We start from the raw sequence: 25,615 nt of genomic DNA on the forward strand, positions 1-25,615 counted from the left end.
AACGGGATAGGATGCGAAGCGATGTCTCAGCGATGCCAGCGGCATGATCGTGATCGGCACGGTGCAAGACGCGGTCGACTCGGCGTCGCGATGGGGCGTAGTGCGCCGTCGATGTGGCGAATGAGCCGAGACTGCAGAATGCGTGCGACAGGCGATAATCGACTTCGGGCACGCACGGGTGGCCCGGGACGAGAACAAGGAGAAATACGTTGAAATTGATGCGGGTAGGGGCGAAAGGACAGGAACGGCCAGCGGTGCTGGGCAGCGATGGCATCGTGCGGGATTTATCGTCGGTGGTCGCGGATATCGGCCCCGCCGAATTGTCGCCGCAGGGCTTGGCGCGATTGGCCGCGATCGATCCGGCCAGCTTGCCGCCGGTTGCCGAGCCGGAACGGCTCGGTGTGCCCTTCAGCGGTATGGGCAAGTTCCTCTGTGTGGGCTTGAACTACAGCGATCATGCTGCCGAGTCGGGCGTGCCCGTTCCCACCGAACCGGTGTTGTTCACGAAATGGTCCAGCAGTTTGTCGGGGCCGAACGATCCGGTCGTGCTGCCGCGCGGTGCGCTCAAGGCCGACTGGGAAGTGGAGTTGGGCATCGTGATCGGGACGAAGGCGCGGCACGTGTCGCTCGAAAGCGCCTTGTCCCATGTGGCAGGGTATACGATCGTCAACGACGTCTCGGAGCGGGCGTTTCAAATGGAACGCGGCGGCACGTGGGACAAGGGCAAGGGCTGCGATACGTTCGGGCCGGTGGGGCCGTGGCTGGTCACGGCGGACGAGATTGCCGATCCGCAGGCGCTGTCGCTTTGGCTGAATGTCAACGGTGAGCGTCGGCAGAACGGCAATACGCAGGCAATGGTCTTCGATGTCGCTTATCTGATCCATTACATCAGCCAGTTCACGACCTTGTACCCTGGCGATCTGATCTCCACCGGCACGCCGCCCGGTGTCGGCATGGGTTTCAAGCCGCCGATTTATCTGAAGCCGGGCGACGAGATGCACCTCGGGATCGACGGCTTGGGCGAACAGCGCCAACACGTCCATGCATGGGACGAAAGGCTGCTCGATTGAGCGCCTGACGAGGACGGCGACGCGCTGATGCCTGTGCCGGGGCGAGACGTCCGGATCCGCTCGAGCCCTTTCTTGTCATGGGGCCCGGGCATGATGCCTGCTTATAATCGTTCCATCCGTGCCACGCCGCTTTTCGCCTCGACGTGACCGGCTGCCAACGCGCGTGCCAGATTGCGCCGCACCATGCATCCCCCGGAGCGTGTCATGCCGGGCGTGGAACCGGATGCGGCGAGAGCGAGATCGCGAGTGGCGGCATGTCGTGCGACGCTGTCGTTTAGGGAAAGTCGCGTTGGACGTGGATCCGCTCGGGGTGTCGATGACCCGCGCGGTTCGCCCGTTTCCGAGGAGCCCGTCCCCCATGCCAGAAGACCTACACGGCGCCGACCCGCGCACCGTGGCCTCCACGACCGAAGCCCCGCGTTTCGCTCGGTCGTTCGTGCTGAACGATCGCGCCCCAGTCCATGCAAACGATCGCGGCGTTGTGCAACAGCCGGCGCTGAACGCCGCGGATTTCCTCGCCGAATACCGCGCCGCCTGCGCCCAGACCGACCAGTTATTCGCCGCGGTACATCCCGATTTTCTAAGCAGTCGTCCGGTTCCCGAGCGGCACCGCCTGCTGTTCTATATCGGTCATCTCGAAGCGTTCGATTGGAACCTGCTCGCGTCGCGGGCGTTGGCGCAGCCGCCTTTCAATCCGGAATTCGACCATCTGTTCGCATTCGGTATCGATCCGGTAGGCGGTGGTTTGCCGACCGATGTACCGGAAGACTGGCCGTCGATGCAAGCGATCCGACAGTATCGCGATACGGTAAGAGACCGTATAGAAACCGCCATTGCCCATGTCGATTTTTCCCAGTCGGTGCGTCGTTTGCCGGAGGACATCCGGACCGATGCGCCGATCGAGGGGGATGACGTCCATGCCGCCGCCGGCGCCGACGCGGCGGCAAAAGTGCGTCAGGACGAGGGCGACGTCTCCATCGCCACGCTGTGCCTGGTGGCATTGGAACATCGTCAGATGCATGCCGAGACGCTGGCCTATTTGATTCATCAGATGCCCTACGCGCACAAACGCGCGCCCGACGCCGCCGCGGCGCAGGGGCACACCGAACCTACAGGCGGCGCGCGCGCCGGCACATCCGCTGCCATCCAAACGCCTGCGGCCCAGCGCGACGACGCCACGGATCCCGGCGCCCACGTGGGCGCGGAGGCGCCGATGTGCCGGATCCCTGGCGGCGTGGTATCGATGGGCTTGCCGGGCAGTTTCACGATCGCCGCCACGCGGGGCGCTTCCTCCCTGTCCGCGCAGGCGAGCGCAGCGGCGGATCGCACGCACGCCAGCCAGTTCGGCTGGGATAACGAATGGGTGGATCCAGCCGCGGCACAGGTGTCGGTGCCCGCGTTCGAAATCGACCGATGGATGGTGACGAACGGCGCGTTTCTGCGCTTTGTCGAAGCCGGCGGCTACGACGATCCCACCTGGTGGCGCGAGGAGGATTGGGCGTGGCGTCAGGCCGCCGATGTCTCGCACCCGGCGTTCTGGGAGCGCGATGTCGCGGCGCCTGACGGCTGGCGGTGGCGCGGCATGTTCGCGCCGCTGGCGCTTCCCTTGTCCTGGCCCGTGTATGTCAGCCGTGCGGAAGCGGCCGCGTATGCGCGTTTTGTCGGCAAGCGCTTGCCGACCGAGGCGGAATGGCTTCGGGCGGCGGAAGGCGTCGCGGGCTTGCCGGACGCATCGATGTCGCTGCGGCCGGCCGATACGCGGGATGCCGCGTTCACCGACGGCGCGGCACCGGGAAGCGCCGCCGAACAGGCGTCGCGTGCTTTCCACGGCAATGCCGATTTCCGACGCTGGGATCCCGACGCGGTGGATGCGCATCCGCAGAACCATAGCCACTTTGGCGTGGAAGGGCAGTTCGGCAACGGCTGGGAATGGACGGCCGATCCGTTCGCGCCTTTCAAGGGCTTCAAGGCATTTCCGTTTTATCGCGGCTATTCGGCCGACTTTTTCGACAACCAGCATTTTGTGATGAAAGGCGGCTCGCCGCGAACCGCTGCCCGGATGCTCAGGCCATCGTTCCGTAATTGGTTCCAGGCGCATTACCCGTATGTATATGCCGGTTTTCGCTGCGCGCGATAACCGAGCACCATATCGACACGAGGAGATTCTGCATGGCAATGACTTCAGGCGATGTTCACGAGCGGGCAATGTTCGCTCAAGCAGTGCGCGACGGCTTGGGACAAGACGGTCAAAAATCGCTTCCGCCGACCTATCTGTACGATGCCTTGGGCTCGACGCTGTTCGACGCCATTACGCTGCTGCCCGAGTACGGCGTGACGCGCGCCGAAGAGCGGGTGCTGATCCGTCACGCGGCGCGAATCGCCACGCAGGTGCGCGCATCGACGCCGCGCACCAAGGCCTTGCGTGTCGTCGAATTGGGCAGCGGTTCGGGACGCAAGACCCGTACGTTGCTGCAGGCACTGACGCGCGAAGGGCCGGTGCATTACACGCCGATCGATGTGTCCGGCGCGGCGCTCGCGCAATGCGCGCAGGCGCTGTCGGATCTGCCCGGCGTGACGATCCAACCGTTCGAGGGCGACTATCTCGACGGCTTGACGCAGATCGGGCGCGAACGCGCGCAGGCCGATCGCGGCGAGCCGTCGCATCGGCAAACGAGTGGGCAGGACGGCCAACCGGAGGATGCGTCACATGAGAAGGCCGCGGTGGCACTGCACGAAGCGCAGGGCGACGTGTCGGCACGCCTGGCGCGTGACCTGCGCGGCGCACCGATGCTAGTGCTTTTCCTCGGCAGCACGATCGGCAATTTCCCCCGGCTGGCGGCGCAGCGTTTCATGATGGCGCTGCGAAGCGGGATGCGCGCAGGCGATGCCTTGCTGCTGGGGACGGATCTGCTGAAGCCGATCGATACGCTGCTGCACGCCTACGACGATCCCACCGGCGTTACCGCGGCGTTCAACCTCAATGTGTTGGGCCGGATCAATCGCGAGCTGCAGGGCGACTTCGTCTTGCCGTCGTTCGAACATGTCGCGCGGTTCAATCCGCAGGCCCGTAGCGTCGAGATGCATTTACGCGCGAAGACGCGACAGCGCGTGAATGTCGCCGCCGCATCGTTGCAGGCGGCCTTTCTCGAGGGCGAGACCATCTGGACCGAAAGCAGCCATAAGTATCTGCCGGACGAGGTAGTGCGGATGGGGCGCGATGCCCGGTATGATGTCGTCGATCAATGGACCGATGAAACCTGGCCCTTCGCCGAAACGCTGATGGCAGTGCACTGACACTGCGATGCATGGCGGCGTGGGCCGGCCCGCCAACGTCACACGCCCACGCCGCCGCATGTCGATTTCCGCCGCCGATATTTCTTCCTCGTCACCGCAAGCGCCGCAAGCGGACGACCGCCCGATCGGCATCATCGGCGCGCTGCCGGAGGAGATTGCCGGCTTGATCGCGCAGCTTGCCTTGCCTCCGGCGGCACCAGCGAGCGATACCGTCGGCCGTCCCGTCGCGACGACGTTGACGTTGGGCAGTCGCGATTTCCACCACGGCTGCATCGACGATATCGATTGTGTCGCGGTGCTGTCCCGGATCGGCAAGGTCGCGGCAGCGGCGACGGCGAGTATCCTGATTCATCGCTTCGACGTGCGCGCGATCCTGTTCGTCGGTGTCGCTGGCGGCATGGCGGATACGGTACGAGTAGGGGATATCGTTATCGGCTCGCAATTCATCCAGCACGACATGGACGCATCGCCGCTATTCCCCCGCTTTGAAATTCCGCTGCTGGGCACGCGCTGCTTTGCAGCCGATTCCGAATGGTCGGCGCGCTTGCATCGCGCGGCGCAGGGCTATCTGGCCTCGCGCGTAGACGGCGAGCACGCCGTCGATGCGATGGCCGATGCGTCCGCCAGTGCGCGACCGCAAGTGCACGTCGGTTTGATCGGCAGTGGCGACCGTTTCGTGTCGGGCGCGAACGAGCGCGCGCGACTGCGCGAGGCACTGCCGGCGCTGCTGGCCGTCGATATGGAAAGCGCCGCCGTAGCGCAGGTCTGCGTCGAGCACGGGGTGCCGTTCGCGGCGATGCGGTCGATTTCCGACAGCGCCGATGATGGCGCCGCGGTCGATTTCCCGATGTTCCTGCGCGAGGTGGCGGCTGTGTATGCGGACGGCGTCCTGCGCGCGGTCTTCGCGGCGCATCGGGCCGAGCGCAACGACGCCGTGCGTTAAGGGCTACACCGTCGCGGTGCGACCGATAGCGCGCGGAAAACACGGCGCGCGCGTTGTCGACGCGACGGCCGCACCGCGTTTATACGGTGGCCGCCGGATAGCCGGCTGCATCGATCGCCGCGCGTAGCGTCTCGGGCGATCCGCTGCTCGCCACGTCGACGCGGCCGCTCGCGAGATCGATGTCCACGCGCGCGTCCGGGTCGACCTCCCGCACCGCCTGCGTGACGGCTTTGACGCAATGCTGGCAGGTCATATCGCTTACTTGGAATTGGGGCATGGTCAGTCTCCTGAAAGTCAGTCTTGTCCTGAGTGGACATGGCTCATGATAACCCTTACCCTATGGGAAGGTTTAGAGGAGATCGCATATGAATATCGGTGAGGCATCGAAGGCGTCCGGGGTCAGCGCGAAGATGATCCGGTATTACGAGGGCATCGGCCTGTTGCCGGAAACGGCGCGCAGCGAGGCCGGGTACCGGCGCTATGGCGAGCGGGATCTGCACCTGTTGCGTTTCGTACGGCAGTCCCGCGATCTCGGCTTCAAGATCGACGATATCAAACGTCTGCTGACGTTATGGCAGGATCGTGGGCGAACGAGCGCTGACGTCAAGGCGATCGCGCTCGACCATGTGCGGGAGTTGGATCAGCGCATCGCCGATCTGACGGCGATGCGGGCGACGTTGTCGCAACTGGCGGAAGCCTGTCATGGCGACGATCGCCCGGATTGTCCGATTCTTGATACGCTCGGGACGTCGCCGTGTTGCCCATCGTCCGGCGGCCGCGGCAGCGATTCGCCCGCGCCGGCAGCCGGCGCGGGGGCATTTGCCTTCGGTCAGGGGATATAGGCTTCCAGCGACCACGTGGCGCCGTCGTCTTCCGCCAGTGCATCGCAGAGCCAGGGCAGCGCTTCCTGCAGCAAGCCTTCCAGCACAAAAGGGGGATTGATGACGAACATGCCGCTGCCGTGCAGTCCGAAACCGTCGGCGGACGGCGTGGCGATCTGCAAGGTCGCATGGAGCCAGGAGGTGGCGCCGAGGTTGCGCAACTGCGCCGGGAACGCGGCGGATTCCGCGCGCGAGACGATCGGATACCAGACCGCGTAGACGCCCGTGGCAAAGCGTTTCATCGCATCGGCGACGCTGGCGAGCGTGCGCGCGTAGTCCTGCTTGTCCTCGTAGGAGGGATCGATCAGAGTCAGCGCCCGGCGCGAGGCGGGCGGCATCACGCCGCGCAAGGCGTCGAAACCATTGGCCTTGGTGATCAGCGTGCGCTTGTCCGTGCGCGCGAAATTGTCGGCGAGAATATCGATTTCGCTCGGATGCAGTTCGAACAGTCGCATCCGGTCCTGATCCCGCAGCAGTTGCCACGCCAGATACGGCGAGCCGGGATAGAACTGGAGCTGGCCGTCGGGATTCATTGCCGCGATCTGATCGAGATAGTCGACGATCAGCGCCGGCGTGGCCACGGCCGATGCCGGCGCGACGATGGCCTTGTGCTGCGCGTGCGCGCTTTGCGGCCACAGACGGCCGACGCCGTTGTTGAACTCTTCACGCTTTGCCGCAAATCCTTCGGTCAGCGCGTAGGCACCGGCGCCGGCGTGGGTATCGACATACCAATAGGCTTTATCCTTGCGCGCCATATAGCGCAGCAGCGCCACGAGCATGGCGTGCTTCAAAACATCGGCGTGATTGCCGGCATGAAAGCCGTGGCGGTAACTGAACATGGGGCGAAGCCGGGCGGGTCGAACGGATAAGGGGAGGCATTGCCTTATCGGCGGCGGGGTGCCGAGGGCACCGGCCGCCGCCGCGGCAAACAGGGATGCGATACTATCCGAACGCAGCCGTTCTGGCTATTTCGAGCCCCTGCCGGCGTGTCGTACTTACTCGTCGGCGGCGTATCGGACCAACAGTACCGGCACCGGCGTGACGCGCATGAACTCTTCGGCAACGCTGCCGAGCAAGGCGCGTTGCATGCCCCGGCGGCCATGCGTTCCCAGGACGACGAGGTCGGCACCCCACCGAAGAGCCTCTTGCGCGAGCGCCTGCACGACGTCGCCATTGGCGCTTTGCGCGTCGATGATGGCGGTTTCGCCTTGCACACCGGCGGCCTGCAAGGACTCGGCGGCTTCCTTGGCCAGCAGCGACCCTTCCTCGACAAACGCCTTCTTCAATTCCGCGGGATCGTAAAAGCCGACGCCGTACAGCATGGCGGGGCTGTCCACGACATATACGACGTGCAGTTGGGCGCCCTGGCTCTGTGCAAAGCGGATCGCTTCATCGAATGCCCGCTTTGAGGTGTCGCTGCCGTCGATTGCGGCCATGAGCTTCTTGTACATGGTGAGCCTCCTTGTATTCATCGTCTTCGGGCGTTTTCATTGTACAACTTCGCTTTGCCGGCGGCGCGCGGCTGCCGCGCGAACGACAGGCCGGGAAAGCCCCGATGGGCCGATTCCGCCTTGCTTTGTCACGGATCAATCGGCGCGGGGCACGCGATTGCCAAATCGGCTAAATGCCCGCACACTGAAGCGGCGACAGCCATTCGGAGGGGACGATGAACAAGGAATTCGACGTACGGCGGGGTGTGGAAGAAGGGCCGGCTGATCCGCTTGACGACATGGTAACGGCCACCGACGCCGCGCCGACGCTGCCATCCGGCGCCGAGGCGCATCGGGCGCCGGTGAAGGCGGAGACGCCGCATCGGACCGGTGGCGAGCCAGGTGCGCCGACGGGCACGGCCGAGCCGACGGGCGCCTTGGGCGATGATCGCGATATCACGCTGGCGCCGCAGCCGATGCCTGAGCGAGAGAGTCAGCAAGGTTCCCTGGCGGGCAAGGTTGCGGTGGTGACGGGCGCCGCGAGCGGCATCGGTCGCGCGATCGCGGAAGGCTTGTCACGTGCCGGCGCGATGGTGGCGGTGGCCGATCTCGATTTAACGAAGGCCAGCGATGTCGCGGCACAGATCTGCGAGCGGGGCGGCAAGGCCGTCGGCATCGCGATGGATGTCTCGGACGAAGCCGCGGTCGATCAGGGCTTCGACGAATTGGCGGCCGCGTTCGGTGCCGTGGATATTCTGGTATCGAATGCCGGCATTCAGATCGTCGAAGGGCTGGACACGCTGGCCTACGCCGATTGGAAGAAGGTCCTGGCGATTCATCTGGACGGGGCGTTTTTGACGACGCGCGCGGCCTTGCGGCAAATGTATCGGGCGAACCGGGGCGGTACCGTCATTTATATGGGGTCGGCGCATTCGCATCTGGCCTCGCCATTGAAAGCGCCTTACGTGACGGCGAAGCACGGCTTGCTGGGTCTGGCGCGCACCTTGGCGAAAGAAGGCGCGAAGCATGGCGTCCGCTCGCACGTCGTCTGTCCGGGATTCGTCAAAACACCGCTGGTGGAAAAGCAGATTCCCGAGCAGGCAAAAGCGCTGGGCATTTCAGAGGAGGCGGTGGTGCGGGATGTGATGCTGGCGCACACCGTCGATGGGACGTTCACGACGCTCGAGGACGTCGCGCAGACGGTGCAGTTTCTGTGCGCCTTCCCGAGCGCCGCGCTGACCGGTCAGTCGATCATGGTCAGCCACGGCTGGTATATGCAGTAAGACCGTAACGCTTAGGCAACGACCTTGGCGACGGCATTCGCGACGGCGTCGATATTGCGCGTGTTCAGCGCGGCGACGCAGATGCGACCGGTGCCGACGGCATAGATGCCGAATTCCTCGCGCAAGCGATCCACCTGCGCGCTGCTCAGGCCCGAGTACGAGAACATCCCGCGCTGCGCCGCGATGAAGGAGAAGTCGCGGGCGGCGCCCGAGGACTTGAGCTTCTCCACCAGCGAAGTCCGCATCGTGCGGATGCGGTCGCGCATTTCGGCGAGTTCCGTTTCCCACATGGCGCGCAGTGCCGGATCGCTCAGCACGGCCGCGACGATCGAGCCGCCGTGCGTCGGCGGGTTCGAGTAGTTCGTCCGGATCACGCGCTTCAGTTGCGACAACACGCGCTTGGTTTCATCGGCATCTTGCGTGACGATCGACAGCGCGCCGACGCGTTCGCCGTACAGCGAGAACGACTTCGAGAACGAGCTGGAGACGAAGGCCGACAGGCCCGCGTCCGCGAACAAGCGCACCGACACCGCGTCGGCATCGATGCCGTCGCCGAAGCCTTGATAGGCCATGTCCAGGAAGGGTACCAGGCCGCGCTCGGCGACCACGGCGACGATCTGTTTCCACTGGTCGACCGTCAGGTCGGCGCCGGTCGGGTTATGGCAGCAGGCGTGCAGCACGACGATCGTGCCCGCCGCGTACGACTTGAAAGCGGCGATCAGCTTGTCGAAAGCAACGCCGCGCGTTTCGGCGTCGTAGTACGGGTAGTTGACGACGTCGAAACCGGCCGCCTCGAACAGCGCGCGGTGGTTTTCCCAGCTCGGATCGCTGATGGCGACCTTGGCCTGCGGATTCAGGCGCTTCAAGAAGTCCGCGCCGATCTTCAGCGCGCCGGTGCCGCCCAGCGCCTGCGCGGTGATGACGCGATTGGCGCCGATCAGCGGCGAGTCCGCGCCGAACAAAAGCGTCTGCACGGCCTTGTCGTAGGCGGCCAGGCCTTCGATCGGCAGATAGCCGCGCGCCGGCGCCGCTTCGAGTCGTGCTTTTTCCGCAGCGGCGACCGCGCGCAGCAAAGGCACCTTGCCGTCATCGTTGGTATAGACGCCGATGCCCAAGTTGGCTTTGTTCGTCCGCGTGTCGGCGGCGAAAGCTTCGTTCAGGCCCAAGATCGGGTCGCGGGGTGCGAGTTCGACAGCGGAAAACAACGTCATGGCAAGGTCTCGTGAGTCGGGCGAAAGGGTAATGAAAGAAAAAGATGTTGCATGCTCTTGCCGACGGCGGGATCGACGATCGATGACAGCGGACGGCAAGGGCAAAGGCACATAGGGCGACAGCAATAGGGGCCCGGGAGCGGCCGCGGGGCGGTCGGCCCGGCTGGCCGCAAAATGCTTGCGGACCCGACCTCGCAGGAAGGTCTAAAATAGACTGTTTACGGGACGATACTTAGGTCGTCCGGACCCGATATCTTAAGCCAATGACCGAACTGCGGGAAGTCTCGAACGCCCCGGATGCGCTGGATCCGACGAAATTCATCGAATTTCCGGATTCGCCATTCCAGCTGTATCAGCCCTTTCCGCCGGCCGGCGACCAGCCGACGGCGATTCAAACGCTGGTGGAGGGGATCGAGGACGGGCTGTCATACCAGACCTTGCTCGGGGTGACCGGTTCGGGGAAGACCTTTACGATGGCCAATGTGATCGCGCGCATGGGCCGCCCGGCCATCGTGTTCGCGCCCAATAAAACCTTGGCCGCGCAGTTGTATTCGGAATTCAAGGATTTCTTTCCGCATAACGCGGTCGAATACTTCGTTTCCTACTACGACTACTACCAGCCGGAAGCGTATGTGCCGCAACGCGATCTGTTCATCGAGAAGGACTCGTCGATCAACGAGCATATCGAGCAGATGCGGCTGTCGGCGACCAAGAGCCTGATGGAGCGTCGCGACGTCGTGATCGTCGCGACGGTGTCGGCGATCTACGGTATCGGCAATCCCGGCGAGTATCACAAGATGATCCTGACGCTGCGGTCCGGCGACAAGCTGGGGCAACGCGAGGTGATCGCGCGATTGATTGCGATGCAATACAACCGCAACGAGACCGAGTTCGGACGCGGCACCTTCCGGGTTCGCGGCGATACGATCGATATTTTCCCCGCCGAACACGCGGAACTGGCCGTGCGCGTGGAGCTGTTCGATGACGAAATCGAGTCCTTGCAGCTGTTCGATCCGCTGACCGGGCGTATTCGCCAGAAGATTCCGCGCTTTACCGTCTACCCGTCGTCGCACTACGTCACGCCACGCGATACGGTGATGCGCGCGATCGAGACAATCAAGAACGAGTTGCGCGACCGTCTGGCCTGGCTCTATCAGGAAGGCAAGCTGGTGGAGGCGCAGCGTCTGGAGCAGCGGACCCGCTTCGATCTGGAGATGCTGCAGGAATTGGGCTTCACGAAGGGCATCGAGAACTACTCGCGGCACTTCTCGGGCGCCGCGCCGGGCGAGCCGCCGCCGACGCTGGTCGACTATCTGCCGCCCGACGCCTTGATGCTGCTCGACGAATCGCACGTGCTGATCGGTCAATTGAACGGCATGTACAACGGCGACCGCGCGCGAAAGGAAAACCTCGTCGACTACGGTTTTCGACTGCCGTCGGCGCTCGACAACCGGCCGCTGAAGTTCTCCGAGTTCGAGCGCAAGATGCGTCAGGTGATCTATGTCTCGGCAACGCCGGGCGACTACGAGAATAAGTCGGCCGGGCAGGTGGCGGAGCAGGTGGTGCGTCCCACCGGCCTCGTCGATCCGATAATCGAAGTGCGTCCGGCGCGGACCCAGGTCGACGACATTCTGGGCGAGATCCATCTGCGCACCAAGGTCAACGAACGCGTTCTGGTCACGGTGCTGACGAAGCGGATGGCCGAGCAACTGACGGACTTCTTGGCCGAGCACGGCGTCAAGGTGCGCTATCTGCACAGCGATATCGAAACGGTGGAGCGCGTCGAGATCATTCGCGATCTGCGGCTGGGCACTTTCGACGTGCTGGTCGGCATCAATCTGTTGCGCGAAGGTCTAGATATTCCGGAGGTTTCCCTGGTCGCGATCCTCGATGCGGACAAGGAAGGCTTTCTGCGCGCGGAGCGCTCATTGATTCAGACCATTGGCCGCGCGGCGCGGAATGTGAACGGGCGCGCGATCCTCTATGCGGATCGGATCACCGATTCGATGCGACGCGCGATTGATGAGACCGAGCGCCGTCGGACAAAGCAGATCGCGCACAACACCGCCAACGGCATCATCCCGGTGGGCGTGACGAAGCGCATCAAGGACATCATCGATGGTGTCTACGATGCCGACGAGGCCAAGCAGGAGATGCGACAGGCGCAGGAACGCGCCCGCGTCGAGGATATGAGCGAGAAACAGCTCGCAAAGGAAATCAAGCGGCTGGAGAAGCAAATGGCCGACTATGCGAAAAATCTGGAATTCGAGAAGGCGGCGCAGACGCGGGACGCTTTATCGAGCCTGCGCGAGAAGGCGTTCGGCGCCAGCAAGCACGACCTGTAAGGGCGCACGCGTATTGCCGTCGCCGACGGCAATACGCGGTAATACGAACGGCCTTGTTTGACGCCTGCGCTGGCGGCGAATAATTTGTTTTTGAGAATAATTCGTATTATTATTCTTTAACACGGAGATGTCACATTACTGTGATTCGCTTCGCATGGTCGACAGGTTTTTGTAATCTCCGGTGCGTGGATACGCGACGGAGCAATGAATAGAAAGGGAGTGCAATGGTGGCAGCACGTTTGACGGACAGTGTGGCAGGGGCATGTATTCTGGCTTTGGCGACGACGATGGCCGCATGGTCCGTATCGGCTTCGGCCGCGGAATACCCGATCGGCCAGCACAAGATCGAGGGCGGCATGGAGATCGGTGCAGTCTATCTGCAGCCCATCACGATGGACCCGCCGGGCCTGATGCGCGATGCCGCGAAGTCGGACGTCCATTTGGAAGCCGATATCCACGCGGTGAAGAACAATCCGACCGGTTTCGCCGAAGGCGACTGGATGCCCTATCTGCAGATCAGCTATGAGCTGACGAAAGTCGGTTCGAAGGATGTGATCAAGGGCGACATGATGCCGATGGTGGCAAACGACGGTCCGCACTACGGCGACAACGTGAAGCTGATGGGCCCGGGCAAGTATCACCTGAAGATGGTCGTCAAGCCGCCGATGCAGATGGGGCATATGGGTTTCGGCCGTCACATCGACAAGGAAACCGGCGTGGGTCCGTGGTTCACGCCGATCACGCTGGAATACGACTTCCCGTTCGCCGGCATCGGCAAGAAGGGCGGTTACTGATCGTCTTGGATACGTATTCGAGGCTCGGGTGCGCGACATTGCGTGCGTCGCGAATGCGACGTTCCCCCTCCTTGAAATGGGTAATCTAAGTAAACGATAAGCATTCTGATTTATCATGGTGCTTATTCGACGTCCGGTCGGCGCGCGGGAGATTCCGGTACTCGGAGGCTCGTTGTGCGCTCACCGGACTTTTTTGCTGTTCGAAAAGGGTTGGGTATGAAGAGGCTTGCGCGCAGGAAGGAAGGCATCGACGCGGCACCGCGATCGACCGCGGCGGCGTCGGTTCGGACGTTGCTCATTGCTGCCACGTTCGTCGGCGCGCAGGGTGTTATGTCGCTCGCGCACGCGGTGGACTTGCCGACCTTTCCGCTCGAAATGAAGGACGGCAAGATGACGCCGAACCGCATCGAGGTACCGGCCGGGCAGCGCATCAAGATTTCGCTGAAGAACACCGGCACGAGTGCGGCCGAGTTCGAAAGCGTGCAGTTGCGCAAGGAAAAAGTCCTCGCCCCCGGCGGGGAATCGTTTGTCGTGATTGCGCCGCTGTCGCCGGGCGAATACAAGTTTTTCGACGATTTTCATCAGGCGACCGGGCAGGGCGTCATCGTCGCCAAATGACGAATGGGCGGTCGCCGACAGGCATGCCGACCTGGCTGCGGAAGCCGGTCGGGCAGCACGCCGCGGCAGGGCATTGAAAGGGTAGAACATGGGGCAGGTCATTTTCGTTGTATGGCGCGAGAGCGTCGAGGCATTGCTGGTCGTCGGCATCCTGTACGCATGGTTGAAGAACGGGGATGCGGCGGCGCGTAAGGGCCTGCCTTATCTGTGGGCCGGTGTCGCGGCGGGACTGGTCGCGGCTGTCGGCCTGGGCGCAGCGTTGGTGGGCTTCACCGATCTCCTGTCCGGTTCGGCCCAGGACGTATTTCAGCTCGTGATGGTGTTGGTTGCCTGCGTGCTGATCGTGCAGATGGTCATGTGGATGCGCAATCACGCGCGCACGCTGAAGCGGGACATGGAAGCGCAATTGCAGGAACGCGCCAATGCGGCGAACTGGTGGGGCGTGGCTGTTCTGGTCGCCGCCGCCATCGCGCGCGAAGGCAGCGAGACGGCGATCTTCCTCTACGGGCTTGGCTTCGGGCAGTCCGGCCATATCGCGCCGTCGATGTATGCCGCGGTGTTGATCGGTCTGGCGCTCGCTTTCGTGACGTTCTACATTTTCCAACTGGGCGGGAAGATCTTTTCGTGGCGCCTGTTTTTCCGCGTCACCGAAATCATGTTGCTGTTTCTCGCCGCAGGGCTGTTCGAGTCCGGCATCGACAAGCTGATCGATATGGAGTTCCTGCCGACGATCGTCGACCAGCTGTGGGATAGCAGCCGGCTTCTCGACGACAGCTCGACGTTCGGTTCCCTGGTGGCGACGCTGACCGGCTATCGCGCGCATCCGTCCTTGATGAATCTGCTGGCCTATGCGGTTTTCTGGCTCGTCGTCTCGGGGTTGATGCGATTCGCGCGTCGTCAGCCGGTGGCAGGGAAGACGGCATGAGTCAGGCTGCGCCTATCGGTCGCCCCCGTCCGCGTGGATTTTCCGCTTGGCTGCAATGGGCCGGCGACTGGATGCAGCGGCATGGCCGCGCGATCCGTGGCGTGCAATGGGTGGTCGTGCTGGCCTACGCGGTCTTGATCATCGTCCCGGCGATCATGCCGCTGCCGCCCGACAGCGCGCGGATGTGGAACAACCTGACGGTGTTCTCCGAATTCGTGTTCTGGGGCATCTGGTGGCCCTTCGTGCTGCTGTCGATGGTGATGCTCGGGCGTGTCTGGTGCGGTGTCCTGTGTCCGGAAGGCACACTCACCGAATTCGCCAGCAAGTTCGGCATGGGCTGGTCCATCCCCCGCTGGATGCGGTGGGGCGGCTGGCCGTTCGTCGCGTTCGGCATGACGACGATTTATGGGCAGATGGTCAGCGTCTACCAATACCCGAAGGCGGTATTGGTGGTGTTGGGCGGTTCCACCGTGGGCGCGATGATCATCGGGCTGCTCTATGGCCGGGAAAAGCGCGTCTGGTGCAAATATCTCTGCCCCGTCAACGGGGTTTTCACCTTGCTGGCGCGCCTTGCGCCTTTCCGCTTTCAGGTCAGCGAGGAAGCATGGCGGCATTCGTATAAGCACGGCGAGCACGGGCATCGGGTGATCCCGGTCAATTGCGCGCCGCTGGTGCCGCTGCGCCAGATCCAATCGGCCGATTGCCATATGTGCGGGCGTTGCAGCGGGCATCGCGACGCCATCAGCCTGGCGACCCGGTCGTCATCGGACGAAGTGGTCGAGCAGGGCGCGAAACGCGCCTCGGGCTGGGATACGGCCTTGTTGTTGTACGGGATGCTCGGCGTGGCGATCGGTGGCTTCCACTGGACCGTCAGCCCTTTGTTCGTGCAGATCAAGATCGTCGTGGCGGGCTGGCTGATCAACAACGACATCATGTGGCCGTTGGCGGACAACGCGCCGTGGTACATCTTCACGCACTATCCGGATCAGAACGACGTGTTCACCTGGCTGGACGGCTCCCTGGTGATCGGCTATATGCTGGCGACGGCGCTGGTGTATGGCACGGCGCTGCTGGCGGTGATGGCGCTGGGCAACCGGATCCTGGGCTTCGGCGGCCGTGCGCCGACGGCGCGCTCGGACGCCGGCGCGGGTGCATTGCACAGCGTCGGCTGGTCGACGCGTCGCTTGCATCACTTTGCACAGGCGCTGATCCCGCAGGCCGGCGTGGGCGTCTTCCTCGGACTGACGGCCACCACGCTGACCATCTTGCAGCATCATCACTTCAACACGCATTGGGCCGGTGATGCGCGGGCCGTCTTGCTGGGCCTGGCCAATCTGTGGAGCCTCTGGCTCGCTTATCGGGTGGCGCGTCGCTATGCGGCGTCGAGCGTCGCGTTGACGGGGGCGATGGCGTGTTTCGTGGTGACGCTGGCGATTGCCGACAGCGCCTGGTGGTTGATGTTCGTCCGCTGGTGATCGATGCCGTAGCGACGGAAGAGGGGCCTTGCCGGTGGGATCGGCGAGGCCCTTTTTACATAGGCGGCGGCTACACATCTCATTCCTTTTGCGCGTGTGTTGTTCTTACGCGCCGCTTTCAATCATCGTCAATCCGATCGATTCGAAATATTCGGTATTAGTCGTAAATCAGTGTATCGATGGTGTTTTTTTGGCGAACAAGGGTTTACCATTGCGCCCGTAGTGGACCATCGGATCCCTGTTCGTTCGGCGCGGCGCGCCGACACCTATCATCGTTGGCTTCTTTGCGGGTTCATGATGGTTTTCGGGGCATGGTGAGACGCCGGGAACGTGGTGTAGACCGGCGTGCTGCGCATCGAGTGATACCTCTGTGAATTCAAGCCGTTCCCGTTCCGTGCCCGTCGATTTCTATCGGGGCCTCGCGATGTTGATGATCGTCGTCGACCATATCGGCGGCAGCATCCTGTCGCGGGTCACGATGCATCGTTTTGCCTATCCGGATGCGGCGGAAGCATTCGTGTTCCTGTGCGGCTTTGCCTTGACCGGGGCGTGGCGCGGATGGCGCGAGCGCGCACCGGCGACGGCCCAAGGCAAGCTGCTACGGCGCATCTGGCCGATCTATCGCGGCTTCCTGCTGTGTGCCGGCGCCATGGTGCTGACGACGCTGCTGTTGCGGCTCCTCGACGTTTCCGCGCCGAATCTCCCGGTGAGCGCGCTGGATCGATTGGCGTCGGCGCCGTTGAGCTATCTGTTCGACGTCGCGACGCTGCGTGAGCAGCCCTATCTGTCGTCGGTCTTGCCGATGTATCTGATCTTTGTCGCCTGCGCGCCGGTGCTGTTGCCCTGCGCCATGCGGCGCCCGCTGCTGACGTTGGCCGCCAGTCTGCTGGTGTGGTGGTTGGCGCCGGCGGCGCTGGTCTGGCTGCCGGGCGTGCTCGGCGCGATGGGCAGCGCGGTGGAAAGTACGCGCGTCTGGCCGTTCAATCCCTTTGCCTGGCAGTTGATGTTCGTGTTGGGCGTGCTGGCGCATTCGACGCCGGTGCAGCGGGCTTTCACGTCGCGGATCGGTTTCTGGTCGATCGGCGCCGTGGCGATGGCGGCCGTGGTCGGCTTCGGCATTTACCGCGTGGGATTCACCCCGGCCTACCTCGATAGCGCGCTGAAGCAGAACCTTTCCTGGCTCCGGGTCGTCAACTTTGCGGCGATCGCCTGGGTCTGTGCGATGGCGGCGCAGGCCGGCTGGGTGACGCGCCTCGGCGCGCGGATCAATTGGATCGTCGCCGTCGGGCGACAGTCGATGCCATGTTTTATCGCGGGCGCGGTGATCTCGCTGGTACTCGACTCGGTGCTATACGAAGCCACCGATGGCATGCTCGATTATCCGGCCGGACTGCTTACCGATGTCTTAGCCTTGGGCGCGCTGTTCGGCTTTGCGCTGCTGTGGCGCGCGTGGCAGGCATCGCGTCAACCGACGGTTGCCCGCGCATCCGCTGCCACCGGTAAATCGGCGAACGCGGCGTAAGCACGGCGCCGTTGCGTTTCGTCTCGGGATGCCGTGGCGAGACTGCCAGGCAACCTTCAGATCGAGAGACAGGCGCTCCGCCTGCGTCTCCAAAAGGAAAGGGCCCCGCCCGCAAAATGCGCGGCGTGGCCCTGGAATAAAAAAAAGGTCTGGCTGGCTGCCGATTCGCACGGAAGGGGTCTAGTTCTTTCGTGCGCTTCTGACGCTGGCGGTGACCTTTAACACCTCGTTCGAGGTGGTCCCCACAATACACGGTAAAGCAATCGGGATGGCCGGCAGCGATGTATGTCGCGCCATGTGTGTCCCGACGCAAATTCGGGTTACGGCTTACTTCGTCAAAATCAACTTGCCATGCTTGGTGGCGCGTAACGTGTACGGCTCACCGTTGTGCATGATCTGCACCGTCTTGCAACCCTGCAGCAGCGACACGCTCGGCACGGCCGGCGCGGCGGTCGACGGCTTGCTCGGATACATCGCTTCCAGTGGAATCGTGACCGGCTTCAAGGTACGCGCGGGACGACTCATCGGCGCACGTGCCTCTACCGTACTGCGCTGCACGACCGGCGCTGCAACCGCGACATCGTCTTGCGTGGCGTCCACACCGCTTTCGGCGACGCGGGGCATCAGGCGTTGCATCGGTCGGACGACCGAGACGCTGGTGATGCTTTGGCTTCCGCCTGCCGAAGACAGGTCGCGGTGGCGTAGGTGAAGCGTACGGCTGCTACGTGGCAGAGAATTCATAATGTCCTTGGCTCTGTAAGCGGCGTCGATGTGTTTATATTAAATGAGAACCATTCCCATTCGCAAGGACTATTTGCGCGTTTTTTCGTTTCGCCGAGAGGGCGCGCTGTGTCGCCTGCGCGGCCGGCTCGCCGCCACCCTCGACGGGCGCGATCGCGTCGACACGCATAAGGCGTCGCGCGCAATGTCGTGCGCGACGCGGCAGCGAGTCGGTCAGTGCGAGAGGCCCGGCGACGTGATGTCCAGGTCGCCACTTTCCGCCATTTGCCGGATGACGCGGATCGTATCGATATCGGCTTCCCGATAGGCGGATTTGACGAATTCGCTCGTGCGATCAGGATCCGCCTGCTCCCCTGTCGGCAGGGAGGTGCGATACGCGAATCGCACGAACAGCTGGGCCTCGTCCGGCGCCTCGATCGACATCGTCAGGCTGCCGCCCACGTGCTGCTCGGTGGCGTCGATCGTGTATTCGATCGATTCGAAGGGGCGCAAGGTGACGCGGTCACGGACGGTGGCCGTCGGCCCATAGACCAGCTCGCGGTGCAGTACATTGTCGTCGCGGGACAGGATCCTGCACTGCTCCAGACCCATGACGAAACGCTGCGGCTGTTCCGCGCGCAGGACCAGACCATGCCAGAGCTGCCCGAGCGACAGCGTGCCTAATAAAGGGTTGAGCGGATCGTTGACCTGCACCAGATGTTCGTAGTTCACTTGGCCTCCTATCGGCCGATTGCGCTTTTACGGGGCGCGCGCGATGCCGGGTCGTGCTGATAAAAAAAAGCACCGGCGGCGGTGCTGTTCCCGGCATTGTCGCATGGCGGCGTTGGCGATGCAGCGTGACGCCTTGGCGTCGGCGGCACGCCGGCGACCGTGCCTGCCACGCGCGCGATGTCCGGCGCGCACAAAACAAAACACCCCGAGGATCGACAGGCGCGTCGATCCTCGGGGTGTTGCGCATGCGGCGGTGCGGTCGCTTACTTCTTCGCCGGATCGGTGACGAAGCCGATCTTGGTCAAGCCGCCGTTTTCAGCCGCCGCCATGAACTGCGCGACGCGCTCATAGCGAACGTCCTTGTCCGCGCGTAAATGGACTTCCGGCTGAGGCTCCTGCTTCGCCGCGGTTTCCACCTGCGTGGCTAAGGCCGTATCGTCGACCGGGGTTTTGTCCCAGACGATGGTGCCATCGGCCTGGATCGAGACGTCGACGAATGCCGGCTTCTGATCCAGAGGTTGCGTGCTGGCTTGCGGTAGGTCGACCTTGACCGCATTGTTCATCACGGGGATCGTGACCAGGAAGATGATCAGCAAGACCAACATGACGTCGACGAGCGGCGTCATATTGATCTCGTTCATCAGCCCTTCTTCGCTGTCCCCTTCAAGTGGGCCCATCGACATCGCAGTTCTCCGCGTATTGCGTTACGGTGCCGCGGCATCGTGGCCGCGCACAAAAATAAGAAGAGGGGACGCTTACTGCGCCCGGCTTGCCAGACGCAGACCTTCACGGCGCGTCGAACGCACGCGCGAGCCCGTCACGAAGTAGGAATGCAGACCGTGCACGAAGCGGTTCAGCTTCGTGACGCTTGCCTTGTTCGAGCGGGTCAGCGCGTTGTAACCGAGCACGGCCGGGATGGCGACGAACAGACCGAATGCCGTCATGATCAGCGACTCGCCCACCGGGCCGGCGACGTGGTCGATCGACGTCTGACCGCTGGCACCGATGGCGAGCAGTGCGTGATAGATACCCCAGACGGTACCGAACAGACCGACGAACGGCGCCGTGCTGCCGATCGAGGCAAGCACGGCGAGGCCGGCTTGCATGCGCGCGACGATTTCGTCCATCGTGCTCTTCAGGCAACGTGCAACCCAGTCGCTGGTGCTCATGCCGCCATGCAGTTCCTTGTCGTTCTGCTGATGGTGTTCGACCGCATCCTTGCCGGACAGCGCGAGCAGCGCGAACGGATTATCGGCGCTGCCACCAATCCGCTTGATGCCGTCTTCCAGGTCGCCGGAGTGCCAGAAGTCCTGCTCGGCGGTCCGCGACAGACGGGTCAGGCGCCATGCCTGCCAGGATTTGACGACGATGACGGTCCAGGACAGCACCGACATGATCAACAGCAGCAGTGCGATACCGCGTGTGACGAAGTCACCTTGGGCCCATACGTGGGCGATGCCATAGTCTTGCATTACTGTTCCTTCGCGTAGATGTGTATGCGTGTTGGTCGAGGCGCGTCCGCCCGAGACGGGCGGCGGAGGTCATTAATTTGTCAGGTTGAAGGAGTAGGGCCGTTCTGTGATGACCTTTTCGGCGACGCCGCCTTCTCTATAGGGCTGGCATCGGGTCGAGAGTGCCGCCTGTCGCGCTGCTTCGTCGAGGCGATCGACCCCGCTGCTCTTCTTCACCTTGGCGCTTTCCACGCGGCCGCCGGTATCGACGATGAACTGGATCACGACCGTTCCGGTCTCGCCTCGCCGTTGCGACAGCGTCGGATAAACCGGTTCGGTATTGTCGCAAGTCAGGTGCTGAACGTTCTTCGGCACATTCGGATCGATCGCCGGGGCCGGGGCGGCGGCCGGTGCGGGCGGCGTCGGCGCGGGAGGGGCCGGGGTGGCCGGCGCGGGCGGCGGCGGTTCCGGCGGCGCGGCGGCGACCGTGGTCGGTTTGGGCGTGGTGTGCGGCGTCGGTTTGTGCACGACCGGCTTTGGCGGCGGTTTCACGACCGGCTTCTGGATCGGCTTGGGCGGCTCCGGCTGGGCGACGGGAACCGGCACCGGCGCCGGTTCAGGCGCGATCAAGACGGCGGTAACGACGCGCGGCGCGGCAACGACGGGTTTTGGATCGCGATTCAACAGGATGGCGGCGATGACCGCGGCGTGCAAGCCGGCGACCACCAGCCCGGCCGTCAGCATCGAACGGCGCTGTGGTGGGACGCCGGGTGTGCCGAGGCCCGAAGCACCATTCGGAGATAGGACGTCGCTCATGCTGCGAGCGCTCCACGGCAGGAACGCGCCCGACGGCGAGCGCGACAAAAAGCGGAGCGAATGGTCATGATTCGAAAGAATGGATCAACAACGAAACAACTTCAACAGCGCCGGAGACATAGTGCAAGCGTTCAGACGCTTGATCAGAATTTGCTGAGGCAATATCGCGGTCGTACCGGTGCGTCTTGGCGCTTCGCGCCTCGCCCTGGCGAGGTCCTGAGGGCATACGTATTGCCGTCTCAACATCCTACTCGCGTTTCCCGATCCGACCGATCCGAGTGGCCCATAAGGGCCGCCGCGTGCGACTCCGCGGAGCCAACATCAGACGCGATAGGCGCCCTCGTGTCGACGAGGCCGCCTATCGCGTCATGTCATGCTGCGACCGGCGTATAAAACACGACCGGCGACACCATCGGCGAATTCGCGCCGGCGGGTGAGCCGGCGGTACGCCGCGTGCAGCCGATTTCCCGGCCTTCCAGCACATCATGCACCGCGTCTTCGCAACGGCCACAGCAGCTGGCGACACCATGTTCAAATTGCAGCGCGTCGAACGTATTGTTCCCAGCTTCGATCGAAGCCCGCAGCTGCCGGTCCGAAATTGCCTTGCACACACAAACGATCATAATGGGCCACCGCCCCTAAAAGCCGTTAATGCGAATTATTATCATTCATTGTTCGCGGCTTGGCAAGATGCAAAGAATATCCTTACCGGATGTGTTGTGACACAGAACGCACAGTGCCTGGCGGCTCAGCGCAAGCTGAGAAACGGGCGATCCTGGGCGGTGAGCGGTGACGAAATATCGACGGTGCGGGCCGGTGCGAGAGGTGCGGAGAACGCCTGCTGGGCCAGCCAGTCGAGGGCCGTCGTATCGCCGGTGCAGTAGAGGGTGAGGGCCGCGGGCGTGCCGGCGGCGATCGTCATCGGCGTCGCTTGCGCCCTCAGATCGTGCTTGTCGAGGCGACGGCCGAGTTGCTGGGCGACCGGGAGGCCGTTGTCGATGATCGTTAGCTTCCCGCCAGTGAGTTCGTCGATCAGCGGCGCGAGGAAGGGGTAGTGCGTGCAACCGAGCGCCAGTGTGTCGGCGCCGGCATCGAGCATCGGCAGCAGATAGTCGAGCAGGCGGGCGCGCAGCGCCGGGGAATCCAGATCGCGGGATTCGATCGCTTCGACCAGGCCGTGGCCTGCCGTGCAGATCAGTTGCGTGGTACCGGCGTATTCGGTGACCAGGCGCTGGAAGCTGCTACTGCGCAGCGTGCCCGCCGTGGCCAGCACCCCAGCGACGCCGGTGCGCGAGCCGGCAGCGGCCGGTTTGACCCCGGGTTCGACGCCGATGACCGGCACCTGCAGCGCATCGCGCAAGGCACCGACGGCGATCGTCGTCGCCGTATTGCAGGCGACGACGACGGCTTTCGCGCCATGCGACACGAGCCATGCACCGATCGCGAGCGTGCGATCGACGATGAAGGCCTCGCTGCGGTCCCCATAGGGGTTATAGCGGGCGTCGGCGCAATACAGAAGCAATTCGTCCGGCAAGGTCTGCCGGATGGCGCGCAGGACGGACAGACCGCCCACGCCGGAATCGAATACGCCCACCGGCGCGTTGTTCCCGGCCATTGTCGCTTACGGGTTGATGCCGCCCATGGCGCTTTGCAGATAGTTCGGCAGCGTCAACTTGGCGACCAGTTCGATCTGCGTTTCCAGCCAGTCGATATGTTCTTCGGTGTCGTCCAGGATGCGCTGGAAGATTTCGCGGGAGACGAAGTCGCGGACCGATTCACAGTAGGCGATCGATTCCTTGCAGGTGGCTTGCGACAGGTATTCCAGCTTCAGATCGTTCGCCAGAATCTCAGGCGTGTCCTCGCCGACGAGCAGCTTGTGCAGATCTTGCAGATTCGGCAGTCCGTCCAGCATGAAGATCCGCTGGATCAACCAGTCGGCGTGCTTCATTTCGCCGATCGATTCGTCGTATTCCTTCTTGCCTAGCGTTTCCAGACCCCAGTGCTTGTACATGCGGGCATGCAGGAAATACTGGTTGATCGCCGTCAGTTCGTTCTTGAGCTGGGCGTTCAGGTATTCGACGACTTTCGGGTCGCTTTTCATAGGGGGACAATTCCTGGTTAAACACGCTGCCGGAAGTGGCGATCGGGCAAAGCCGAAGGGCGGCAGGCAGGTCCGTTGACCCGGCAGGCCGTGCGCTCGCTACCCGGGGCGGTGGGTGACGATACTTTCCGCATTACAGGGAATGCGCACACATTAATCGCTCAGGCCGAAAAAGCCAAGCCTTTTACCCCGGGAGCGCGAGAATATCGCCCTAACTCCGGTTATCAACGTGTTAATTTCGTGAAACAGGTCCGTAAATGCATGGCGAAGCGCAAATCGTATCCATTCGCATTTGTTTTCGGTTCCGCGATGACTGGAGCCAGGGCCCGATCCTGACGGGCATCCGTCTTGACGCGAACATGACCGCGTCAAGACGATGCCATCAGGTCAGGCGCATGAGGCCAAGCCCGTCAGGCCGGCAGCCTCAGGCCGTGGCGACCGGGATTTTGCCGATTTTCGCCTGCCATTCCTTCGGGCCGGTCTGGTGCACCGAGGTGCCGTTCGAATCCACGGCGACGGTGACCGGCATGTCCTCGACCTCGAATTCGTAGATGGCTTCCATGCCCAGATCCTCGAACGCGACGACGCGTGCCTTGCGGATCGCCTTCGACACCAGATAAGCGGCGCCCCCGACGGCCATCAGATAAGCAGCCTTGCTCGCGCGGATCGCCTCGATTGCCAGCGGGCCACGCTCGGCCTTGCCGATCATCGAAATCAGACCGGTCTGCGTCAGCATCATCCCGGTGAACTTATCCATGCGCGTGGCCGTCGTCGGACCGGCAGGGCCGACCGCTTCATCGCGCACCGGATCGACCGGGCCGACGTAGTAGATGACCTTGTTCGTGAAGTCGACCGGCAGCTTTTCGCCCTTTGCCAGCATGTCGGCAATGCGCTTGTGGGCGGCGTCGCGGCCCGTCAGCATCTTGCCCGACAGCAGCAGCGTCTGGCCCGGCTTCCACGCCGTGACCTGCTCCGGCGTCAGCGTGTCGAGGTCGACGCGCTGGCTGGTCTTCGTATCCGGCGCCCATTGCACCTTCGGCCAGGCATCCAGCGGCGGCGGCGTCAGTTCCGCCACGCCACTGCCGTCGAGCACGAAGTGCGCATGACGCGTGGCCGCGCAATTCGGAATGATGGCGACCGGCTTCGACGCGGCGTGCGTCGGCGCGGCGAGGATCTTGATGTCGAGGACCGTGGCGAGGCCGCCCAGACCTTGCGCGCCGATACCGAGCGCATTGACCTTTTCGTACAGTTCGACGCGCAGTTCCTCGATCCAGTCCTGCGGGCCCCGCGCGATGATGTCCTGAATGTCGATCGATTCCATCAACGATTCCTTGGCCATCACCATCGCTTTTTCCGCGGTGCCGCCAATACCGATGCCGAGCATCCCCGGCGGGCACCAGCCGGCGCCCATCGTCGGTACCGTCTTCAACACCCAATCGACGATCGAATCGGACGGATTCAGCATCGCCAGCTTGCTCTTGTTCTCCGAGCCGCCGCCCTTTGCCGCTACTTGAACGTCGACCTTGTCGCCGGGAACGATCTCATAGTGGATCACGGCCGGCGTGTTGTCGGTGGTGTTCTTGCGGCCGCCTTCGGGCGGGCTGACGATGGAGGCGCGCAGCACGTTGTCTGGGTGCGTATAGCCGCGTCGCACGCCTTCGTTGATCATGTCCGTGACGCTCATCGTTGCGCCGTCCCAGCGAACGTCCATGCCGACCTTGACGAAGACGGTGACGATGCCGGTGTCCTGGCAGATCGGGCGCTTGCCTTCGGCGCACATCCGGCTGTTGGTCAGGATTTGTGCGATGGCATCCTTCGCCGCAGGGCTGGCCTCGCGCTCGTAGGCGCGGCCCAATGCCTGGATATAGTCGAGCGGATGGTAATAGCTGATGTATTGCAGCGAATCCGCAATGCTCTGGATCAGGTCTTCCTGCTTGATGACGGTCATGTTCGTATCGTGGGATGGAAAAACGGACAGGGGGAGAGGGGTTTCATTTTTGGGCG

General features: G+C 63.3%; 23 protein-coding genes and 2 pseudogenes. 12 read left to right on the forward strand and 13 right to left on the reverse strand.

Going from position 1 to position 25,615, the window contains the following annotated elements; genetic code table 11:
* The first annotated feature begins 209 nt into the window (after positions 1–209).
* The 4 genes from ABEG21_RS06485 to ABEG21_RS06500 all read left to right on the forward strand — a co-directional run bounded on the left by ABEG21_RS06485 (position 210) and on the right by ABEG21_RS06500 (position 5,307).
* A complete protein-coding gene (locus ABEG21_RS06485; protein ID WP_347556401.1) occupies positions 210–1,070 on the forward strand; it encodes a fumarylacetoacetate hydrolase family protein in 861 nt (286 codons plus the stop codon).
* Positions 1,071–1,428: 358 nt separating this feature from the next.
* The gene (locus ABEG21_RS06490) at positions 1,429–3,207 is read left to right on the forward strand and encodes an SUMF1/EgtB/PvdO family nonheme iron enzyme (RefSeq protein ID WP_347556402.1); all 1,779 of its coding nucleotides are present in this window, start codon (positions 1,429–1,431) and stop codon (positions 3,205–3,207) included.
* Positions 3,208–3,275: 68 nt separating this feature from the next.
* Positions 3,276–4,364 carry an L-histidine N(alpha)-methyltransferase gene (locus tag ABEG21_RS06495; RefSeq protein ID WP_347556403.1) on the forward strand — a complete coding sequence of 363 codons (1,089 nt, stop codon included), beginning with the start codon at positions 3,276–3,278 and terminating at the stop codon, positions 4,362–4,364.
* Between the two features lie 58 nt (positions 4,365–4,422).
* Complete coding sequence (locus ABEG21_RS06500; RefSeq protein WP_347556404.1) at positions 4,423–5,307, forward strand: 5'-methylthioadenosine/adenosylhomocysteine nucleosidase; 885 nt, start codon at positions 4,423–4,425, stop codon at positions 5,305–5,307.
* Between the two features lie 79 nt (positions 5,308–5,386).
* Here the strand turns inward: ABEG21_RS06500 and ABEG21_RS06505 are convergent, their stop codons facing one another.
* Positions 5,387–5,584, reverse strand: a complete 198-nt coding sequence (locus ABEG21_RS06505) for a heavy-metal-associated domain-containing protein (protein ID WP_347556405.1) — start codon at positions 5,582–5,584, stop codon at positions 5,387–5,389.
* Between the two features lie 88 nt (positions 5,585–5,672).
* On the opposite strand from ABEG21_RS06505, the gene cueR reads away from it, so the two are divergent.
* Entirely contained in the window at positions 5,673–6,149 is a 477-nt protein-coding gene (gene cueR, locus ABEG21_RS06510; protein ID WP_347556406.1) for a Cu(I)-responsive transcriptional regulator, read from the forward strand.
* Here cueR and rlmJ read toward each other — a convergent pair.
* Both rlmJ and ABEG21_RS06520 read right to left on the reverse strand, forming a co-directional pair.
* Positions 6,137–7,027 carry a 23S rRNA (adenine(2030)-N(6))-methyltransferase RlmJ gene (rlmJ, locus tag ABEG21_RS06515; RefSeq protein WP_347556407.1) on the reverse strand — a complete coding sequence of 297 codons (891 nt, stop codon included), beginning with the start codon at positions 7,025–7,027 and terminating at the stop codon, positions 6,137–6,139. The genes cueR and rlmJ overlap by 13 nt on opposite strands.
* A 156-nt stretch (positions 7,028–7,183) precedes the next feature.
* Positions 7,184–7,639, reverse strand: a complete 456-nt coding sequence (locus ABEG21_RS06520) for a universal stress protein (protein ID WP_347556408.1) — start codon at positions 7,637–7,639, stop codon at positions 7,184–7,186.
* 455 nt (positions 7,640–8,094) lie between these two features.
* Between ABEG21_RS06520 and ABEG21_RS06525 the strand changes: the two genes are divergently transcribed.
* Positions 8,095–8,901, forward strand: a complete 807-nt coding sequence (locus tag ABEG21_RS06525; RefSeq protein ID WP_347556657.1) for a 3-hydroxybutyrate dehydrogenase — start codon at positions 8,095–8,097, stop codon at positions 8,899–8,901.
* A gap of 11 nt (positions 8,902–8,912) precedes the next feature.
* On the opposite strand, the gene ABEG21_RS06530 is transcribed toward ABEG21_RS06525, so the two are convergent.
* Positions 8,913–10,112: an amino acid aminotransferase gene (locus ABEG21_RS06530; protein WP_347556409.1), complete on the reverse strand. Its 1,200-nt coding sequence runs from the start codon at positions 10,110–10,112 to the stop codon at positions 8,913–8,915.
* A 263-nt stretch (positions 10,113–10,375) separates the two neighbouring features.
* On the opposite strand from ABEG21_RS06530, the gene uvrB reads away from it, so the two are divergent.
* The 6 genes from uvrB to opgC all read left to right on the forward strand — a co-directional run bounded on the left by uvrB (position 10,376) and on the right by opgC (position 17,791).
* Entirely contained in the window at positions 10,376–12,457 is a 2,082-nt protein-coding gene (gene uvrB, locus ABEG21_RS06535; RefSeq protein ID WP_347556410.1) for an excinuclease ABC subunit UvrB, read from the forward strand.
* 287 nt (positions 12,458–12,744) lie between these two features.
* Entirely contained in the window at positions 12,745–13,251 is a 507-nt protein-coding gene (locus ABEG21_RS06540) for an iron transporter (protein ID WP_347556658.1), read from the forward strand.
* 330 nt (positions 13,252–13,581) lie between these two features.
* Complete coding sequence (locus ABEG21_RS06545; protein ID WP_347556659.1) at positions 13,582–13,869, forward strand: cupredoxin domain-containing protein; 288 nt, start codon at positions 13,582–13,584, stop codon at positions 13,867–13,869.
* A gap of 88 nt (positions 13,870–13,957) precedes the next feature.
* Positions 13,958–14,794 carry an FTR1 family protein gene (locus ABEG21_RS06550; protein ID WP_347556411.1) on the forward strand — a complete coding sequence of 279 codons (837 nt, stop codon included), beginning with the start codon at positions 13,958–13,960 and terminating at the stop codon, positions 14,792–14,794.
* A gap of 71 nt (positions 14,795–14,865) precedes the next feature.
* A complete protein-coding gene (locus tag ABEG21_RS06555) occupies positions 14,866–16,269 on the forward strand; it encodes a 4Fe-4S binding protein (RefSeq protein ID WP_347556660.1) in 1,404 nt (467 codons plus the stop codon).
* Between the two features lie 370 nt (positions 16,270–16,639).
* On the forward strand, positions 16,640–17,791 hold the full coding sequence (opgC, locus tag ABEG21_RS06560) for an OpgC domain-containing protein (protein WP_347556412.1): 1,152 nt from the start codon (positions 16,640–16,642) through the stop codon (positions 17,789–17,791).
* Between the two features lie 327 nt (positions 17,792–18,118).
* Here the strand turns inward: opgC and ABEG21_RS06565 are convergent.
* The 9 genes and pseudogenes from ABEG21_RS06565 to ABEG21_RS06605 form a co-directional block, all read right to left on the reverse strand.
* Positions 18,119–18,229 (reverse strand): annotated as a pseudogene (locus ABEG21_RS06565) (hemin uptake protein HemP); the annotation flags it as partial.
* A 516-nt stretch (positions 18,230–18,745) separates the two neighbouring features.
* Positions 18,746–19,243 carry an SRPBCC family protein gene (locus ABEG21_RS06570; protein WP_347556413.1) on the reverse strand — a complete coding sequence of 166 codons (498 nt, stop codon included), beginning with the start codon at positions 19,241–19,243 and terminating at the stop codon, positions 18,746–18,748.
* Between the two features lie 263 nt (positions 19,244–19,506).
* The gene (locus ABEG21_RS06575; RefSeq protein ID WP_347556414.1) at positions 19,507–19,926 is read right to left on the reverse strand and encodes a biopolymer transporter ExbD; all 420 of its coding nucleotides are present in this window, start codon (positions 19,924–19,926) and stop codon (positions 19,507–19,509) included.
* 72 nt (positions 19,927–19,998) lie between these two features.
* Positions 19,999–20,715, reverse strand: a complete 717-nt coding sequence (locus ABEG21_RS06580; RefSeq protein ID WP_347556415.1) for a MotA/TolQ/ExbB proton channel family protein — start codon at positions 20,713–20,715, stop codon at positions 19,999–20,001.
* 72 nt (positions 20,716–20,787) lie between these two features.
* On the reverse strand, positions 20,788–21,510 hold the full coding sequence (locus ABEG21_RS06585) for an energy transducer TonB (protein WP_347556416.1): 723 nt from the start codon (positions 21,508–21,510) through the stop codon (positions 20,788–20,790).
* Positions 21,511–21,986: 476 nt separating this feature from the next.
* A pseudogene (locus ABEG21_RS06590) lies at positions 21,987–22,133 on the reverse strand ((2Fe-2S)-binding protein); the annotation flags it as partial.
* 125 nt (positions 22,134–22,258) lie between these two features.
* Positions 22,259–23,125 (reverse strand): glutamate racemase, encoded by an 867-nt coding sequence (murI, locus tag ABEG21_RS06595; protein WP_347556417.1) that lies wholly within the window; start codon positions 23,123–23,125, stop codon positions 22,259–22,261.
* Between the two features lie 6 nt (positions 23,126–23,131).
* Complete coding sequence (gene bfr / locus ABEG21_RS06600) at positions 23,132–23,611, reverse strand: bacterioferritin (RefSeq protein WP_347556418.1); 480 nt, start codon at positions 23,609–23,611, stop codon at positions 23,132–23,134.
* A gap of 424 nt (positions 23,612–24,035) precedes the next feature.
* Complete coding sequence (locus ABEG21_RS06605; protein WP_347556419.1) at positions 24,036–25,559, reverse strand: fumarate hydratase; 1,524 nt, start codon at positions 25,557–25,559, stop codon at positions 24,036–24,038.
* Positions 25,560–25,615 lie beyond the last annotated feature (56 nt).

It is taken from the genome of Robbsia sp. KACC 23696 (assembly GCF_039852015.1).
GTDB lineage: Bacteria > Pseudomonadota > Gammaproteobacteria > Burkholderiales > Burkholderiaceae > Robbsia.

What these genes read in the sequence shown, in the direction of transcription:
- ABEG21_RS06490 (WP_347556402.1), top strand. Translation starts at nt 1,429, where the DNA reads ATGCCAGAAGACCTACACGGCGCCGACCCGCGCACCGTGGCCTCCACG.
- ABEG21_RS06495 (WP_347556403.1), top strand. Translation starts at nt 3,276, where the DNA reads ATGTTCGCTCAAGCAGTGCGCGACGGCTTGGGACAAGACGGTCAAAAA.
- ABEG21_RS06500 (WP_347556404.1), top strand. Translation starts at nt 4,423, where the DNA reads ATGTCGATTTCCGCCGCCGATATTTCTTCCTCGTCACCGCAAGCGCCG.
- ABEG21_RS06505 (WP_347556405.1), bottom strand. Translation starts at nt 5,584, where the DNA reads ATGCCCCAATTCCAAGTAAGCGATATGACCTGCCAGCATTGCGTCAAA.
- cueR (WP_347556406.1), top strand. Translation starts at nt 5,673, where the DNA reads ATGAATATCGGTGAGGCATCGAAGGCGTCCGGGGTCAGCGCGAAGATG.
- rlmJ (WP_347556407.1), bottom strand. Translation starts at nt 7,027, where the DNA reads ATGTTCAGTTACCGCCACGGCTTTCATGCCGGCAATCACGCCGATGTT.
- ABEG21_RS06520 (WP_347556408.1), bottom strand. Translation starts at nt 7,639, where the DNA reads ATGTACAAGAAGCTCATGGCCGCAATCGACGGCAGCGACACCTCAAAG.
- ABEG21_RS06525 (WP_347556657.1), top strand. Translation starts at nt 8,095, where the DNA reads ATGCCTGAGCGAGAGAGTCAGCAAGGTTCCCTGGCGGGCAAGGTTGCG.
- ABEG21_RS06530 (WP_347556409.1), bottom strand. Translation starts at nt 10,112, where the DNA reads ATGACGTTGTTTTCCGCTGTCGAACTCGCACCCCGCGACCCGATCTTG.
- uvrB (WP_347556410.1), top strand. Translation starts at nt 10,376, where the DNA reads ATGACCGAACTGCGGGAAGTCTCGAACGCCCCGGATGCGCTGGATCCG.
- ABEG21_RS06540 (WP_347556658.1), top strand. Translation starts at nt 12,745, where the DNA reads ATGGCCGCATGGTCCGTATCGGCTTCGGCCGCGGAATACCCGATCGGC.
- ABEG21_RS06545 (WP_347556659.1), top strand. Translation starts at nt 13,582, where the DNA reads ATGTCGCTCGCGCACGCGGTGGACTTGCCGACCTTTCCGCTCGAAATG.
- ABEG21_RS06550 (WP_347556411.1), top strand. Translation starts at nt 13,958, where the DNA reads ATGGGGCAGGTCATTTTCGTTGTATGGCGCGAGAGCGTCGAGGCATTG.
- ABEG21_RS06555 (WP_347556660.1), top strand. Translation starts at nt 14,866, where the DNA reads ATGCAGCGGCATGGCCGCGCGATCCGTGGCGTGCAATGGGTGGTCGTG.
- ABEG21_RS06575 (WP_347556414.1), bottom strand. Translation starts at nt 19,926, where the DNA reads ATGTCGATGGGCCCACTTGAAGGGGACAGCGAAGAAGGGCTGATGAAC.
- ABEG21_RS06580 (WP_347556415.1), bottom strand. Translation starts at nt 20,715, where the DNA reads ATGCAAGACTATGGCATCGCCCACGTATGGGCCCAAGGTGACTTCGTC.
- ABEG21_RS06585 (WP_347556416.1), bottom strand. Translation starts at nt 21,510, where the DNA reads ATGAGCGACGTCCTATCTCCGAATGGTGCTTCGGGCCTCGGCACACCC.
- murI (WP_347556417.1), bottom strand. Translation starts at nt 23,125, where the DNA reads ATGGCCGGGAACAACGCGCCGGTGGGCGTATTCGATTCCGGCGTGGGC.
- bfr (WP_347556418.1), bottom strand. Translation starts at nt 23,611, where the DNA reads ATGAAAAGCGACCCGAAAGTCGTCGAATACCTGAACGCCCAGCTCAAG.
- ABEG21_RS06605 (WP_347556419.1), bottom strand. Translation starts at nt 25,559, where the DNA reads ATGACCGTCATCAAGCAGGAAGACCTGATCCAGAGCATTGCGGATTCG.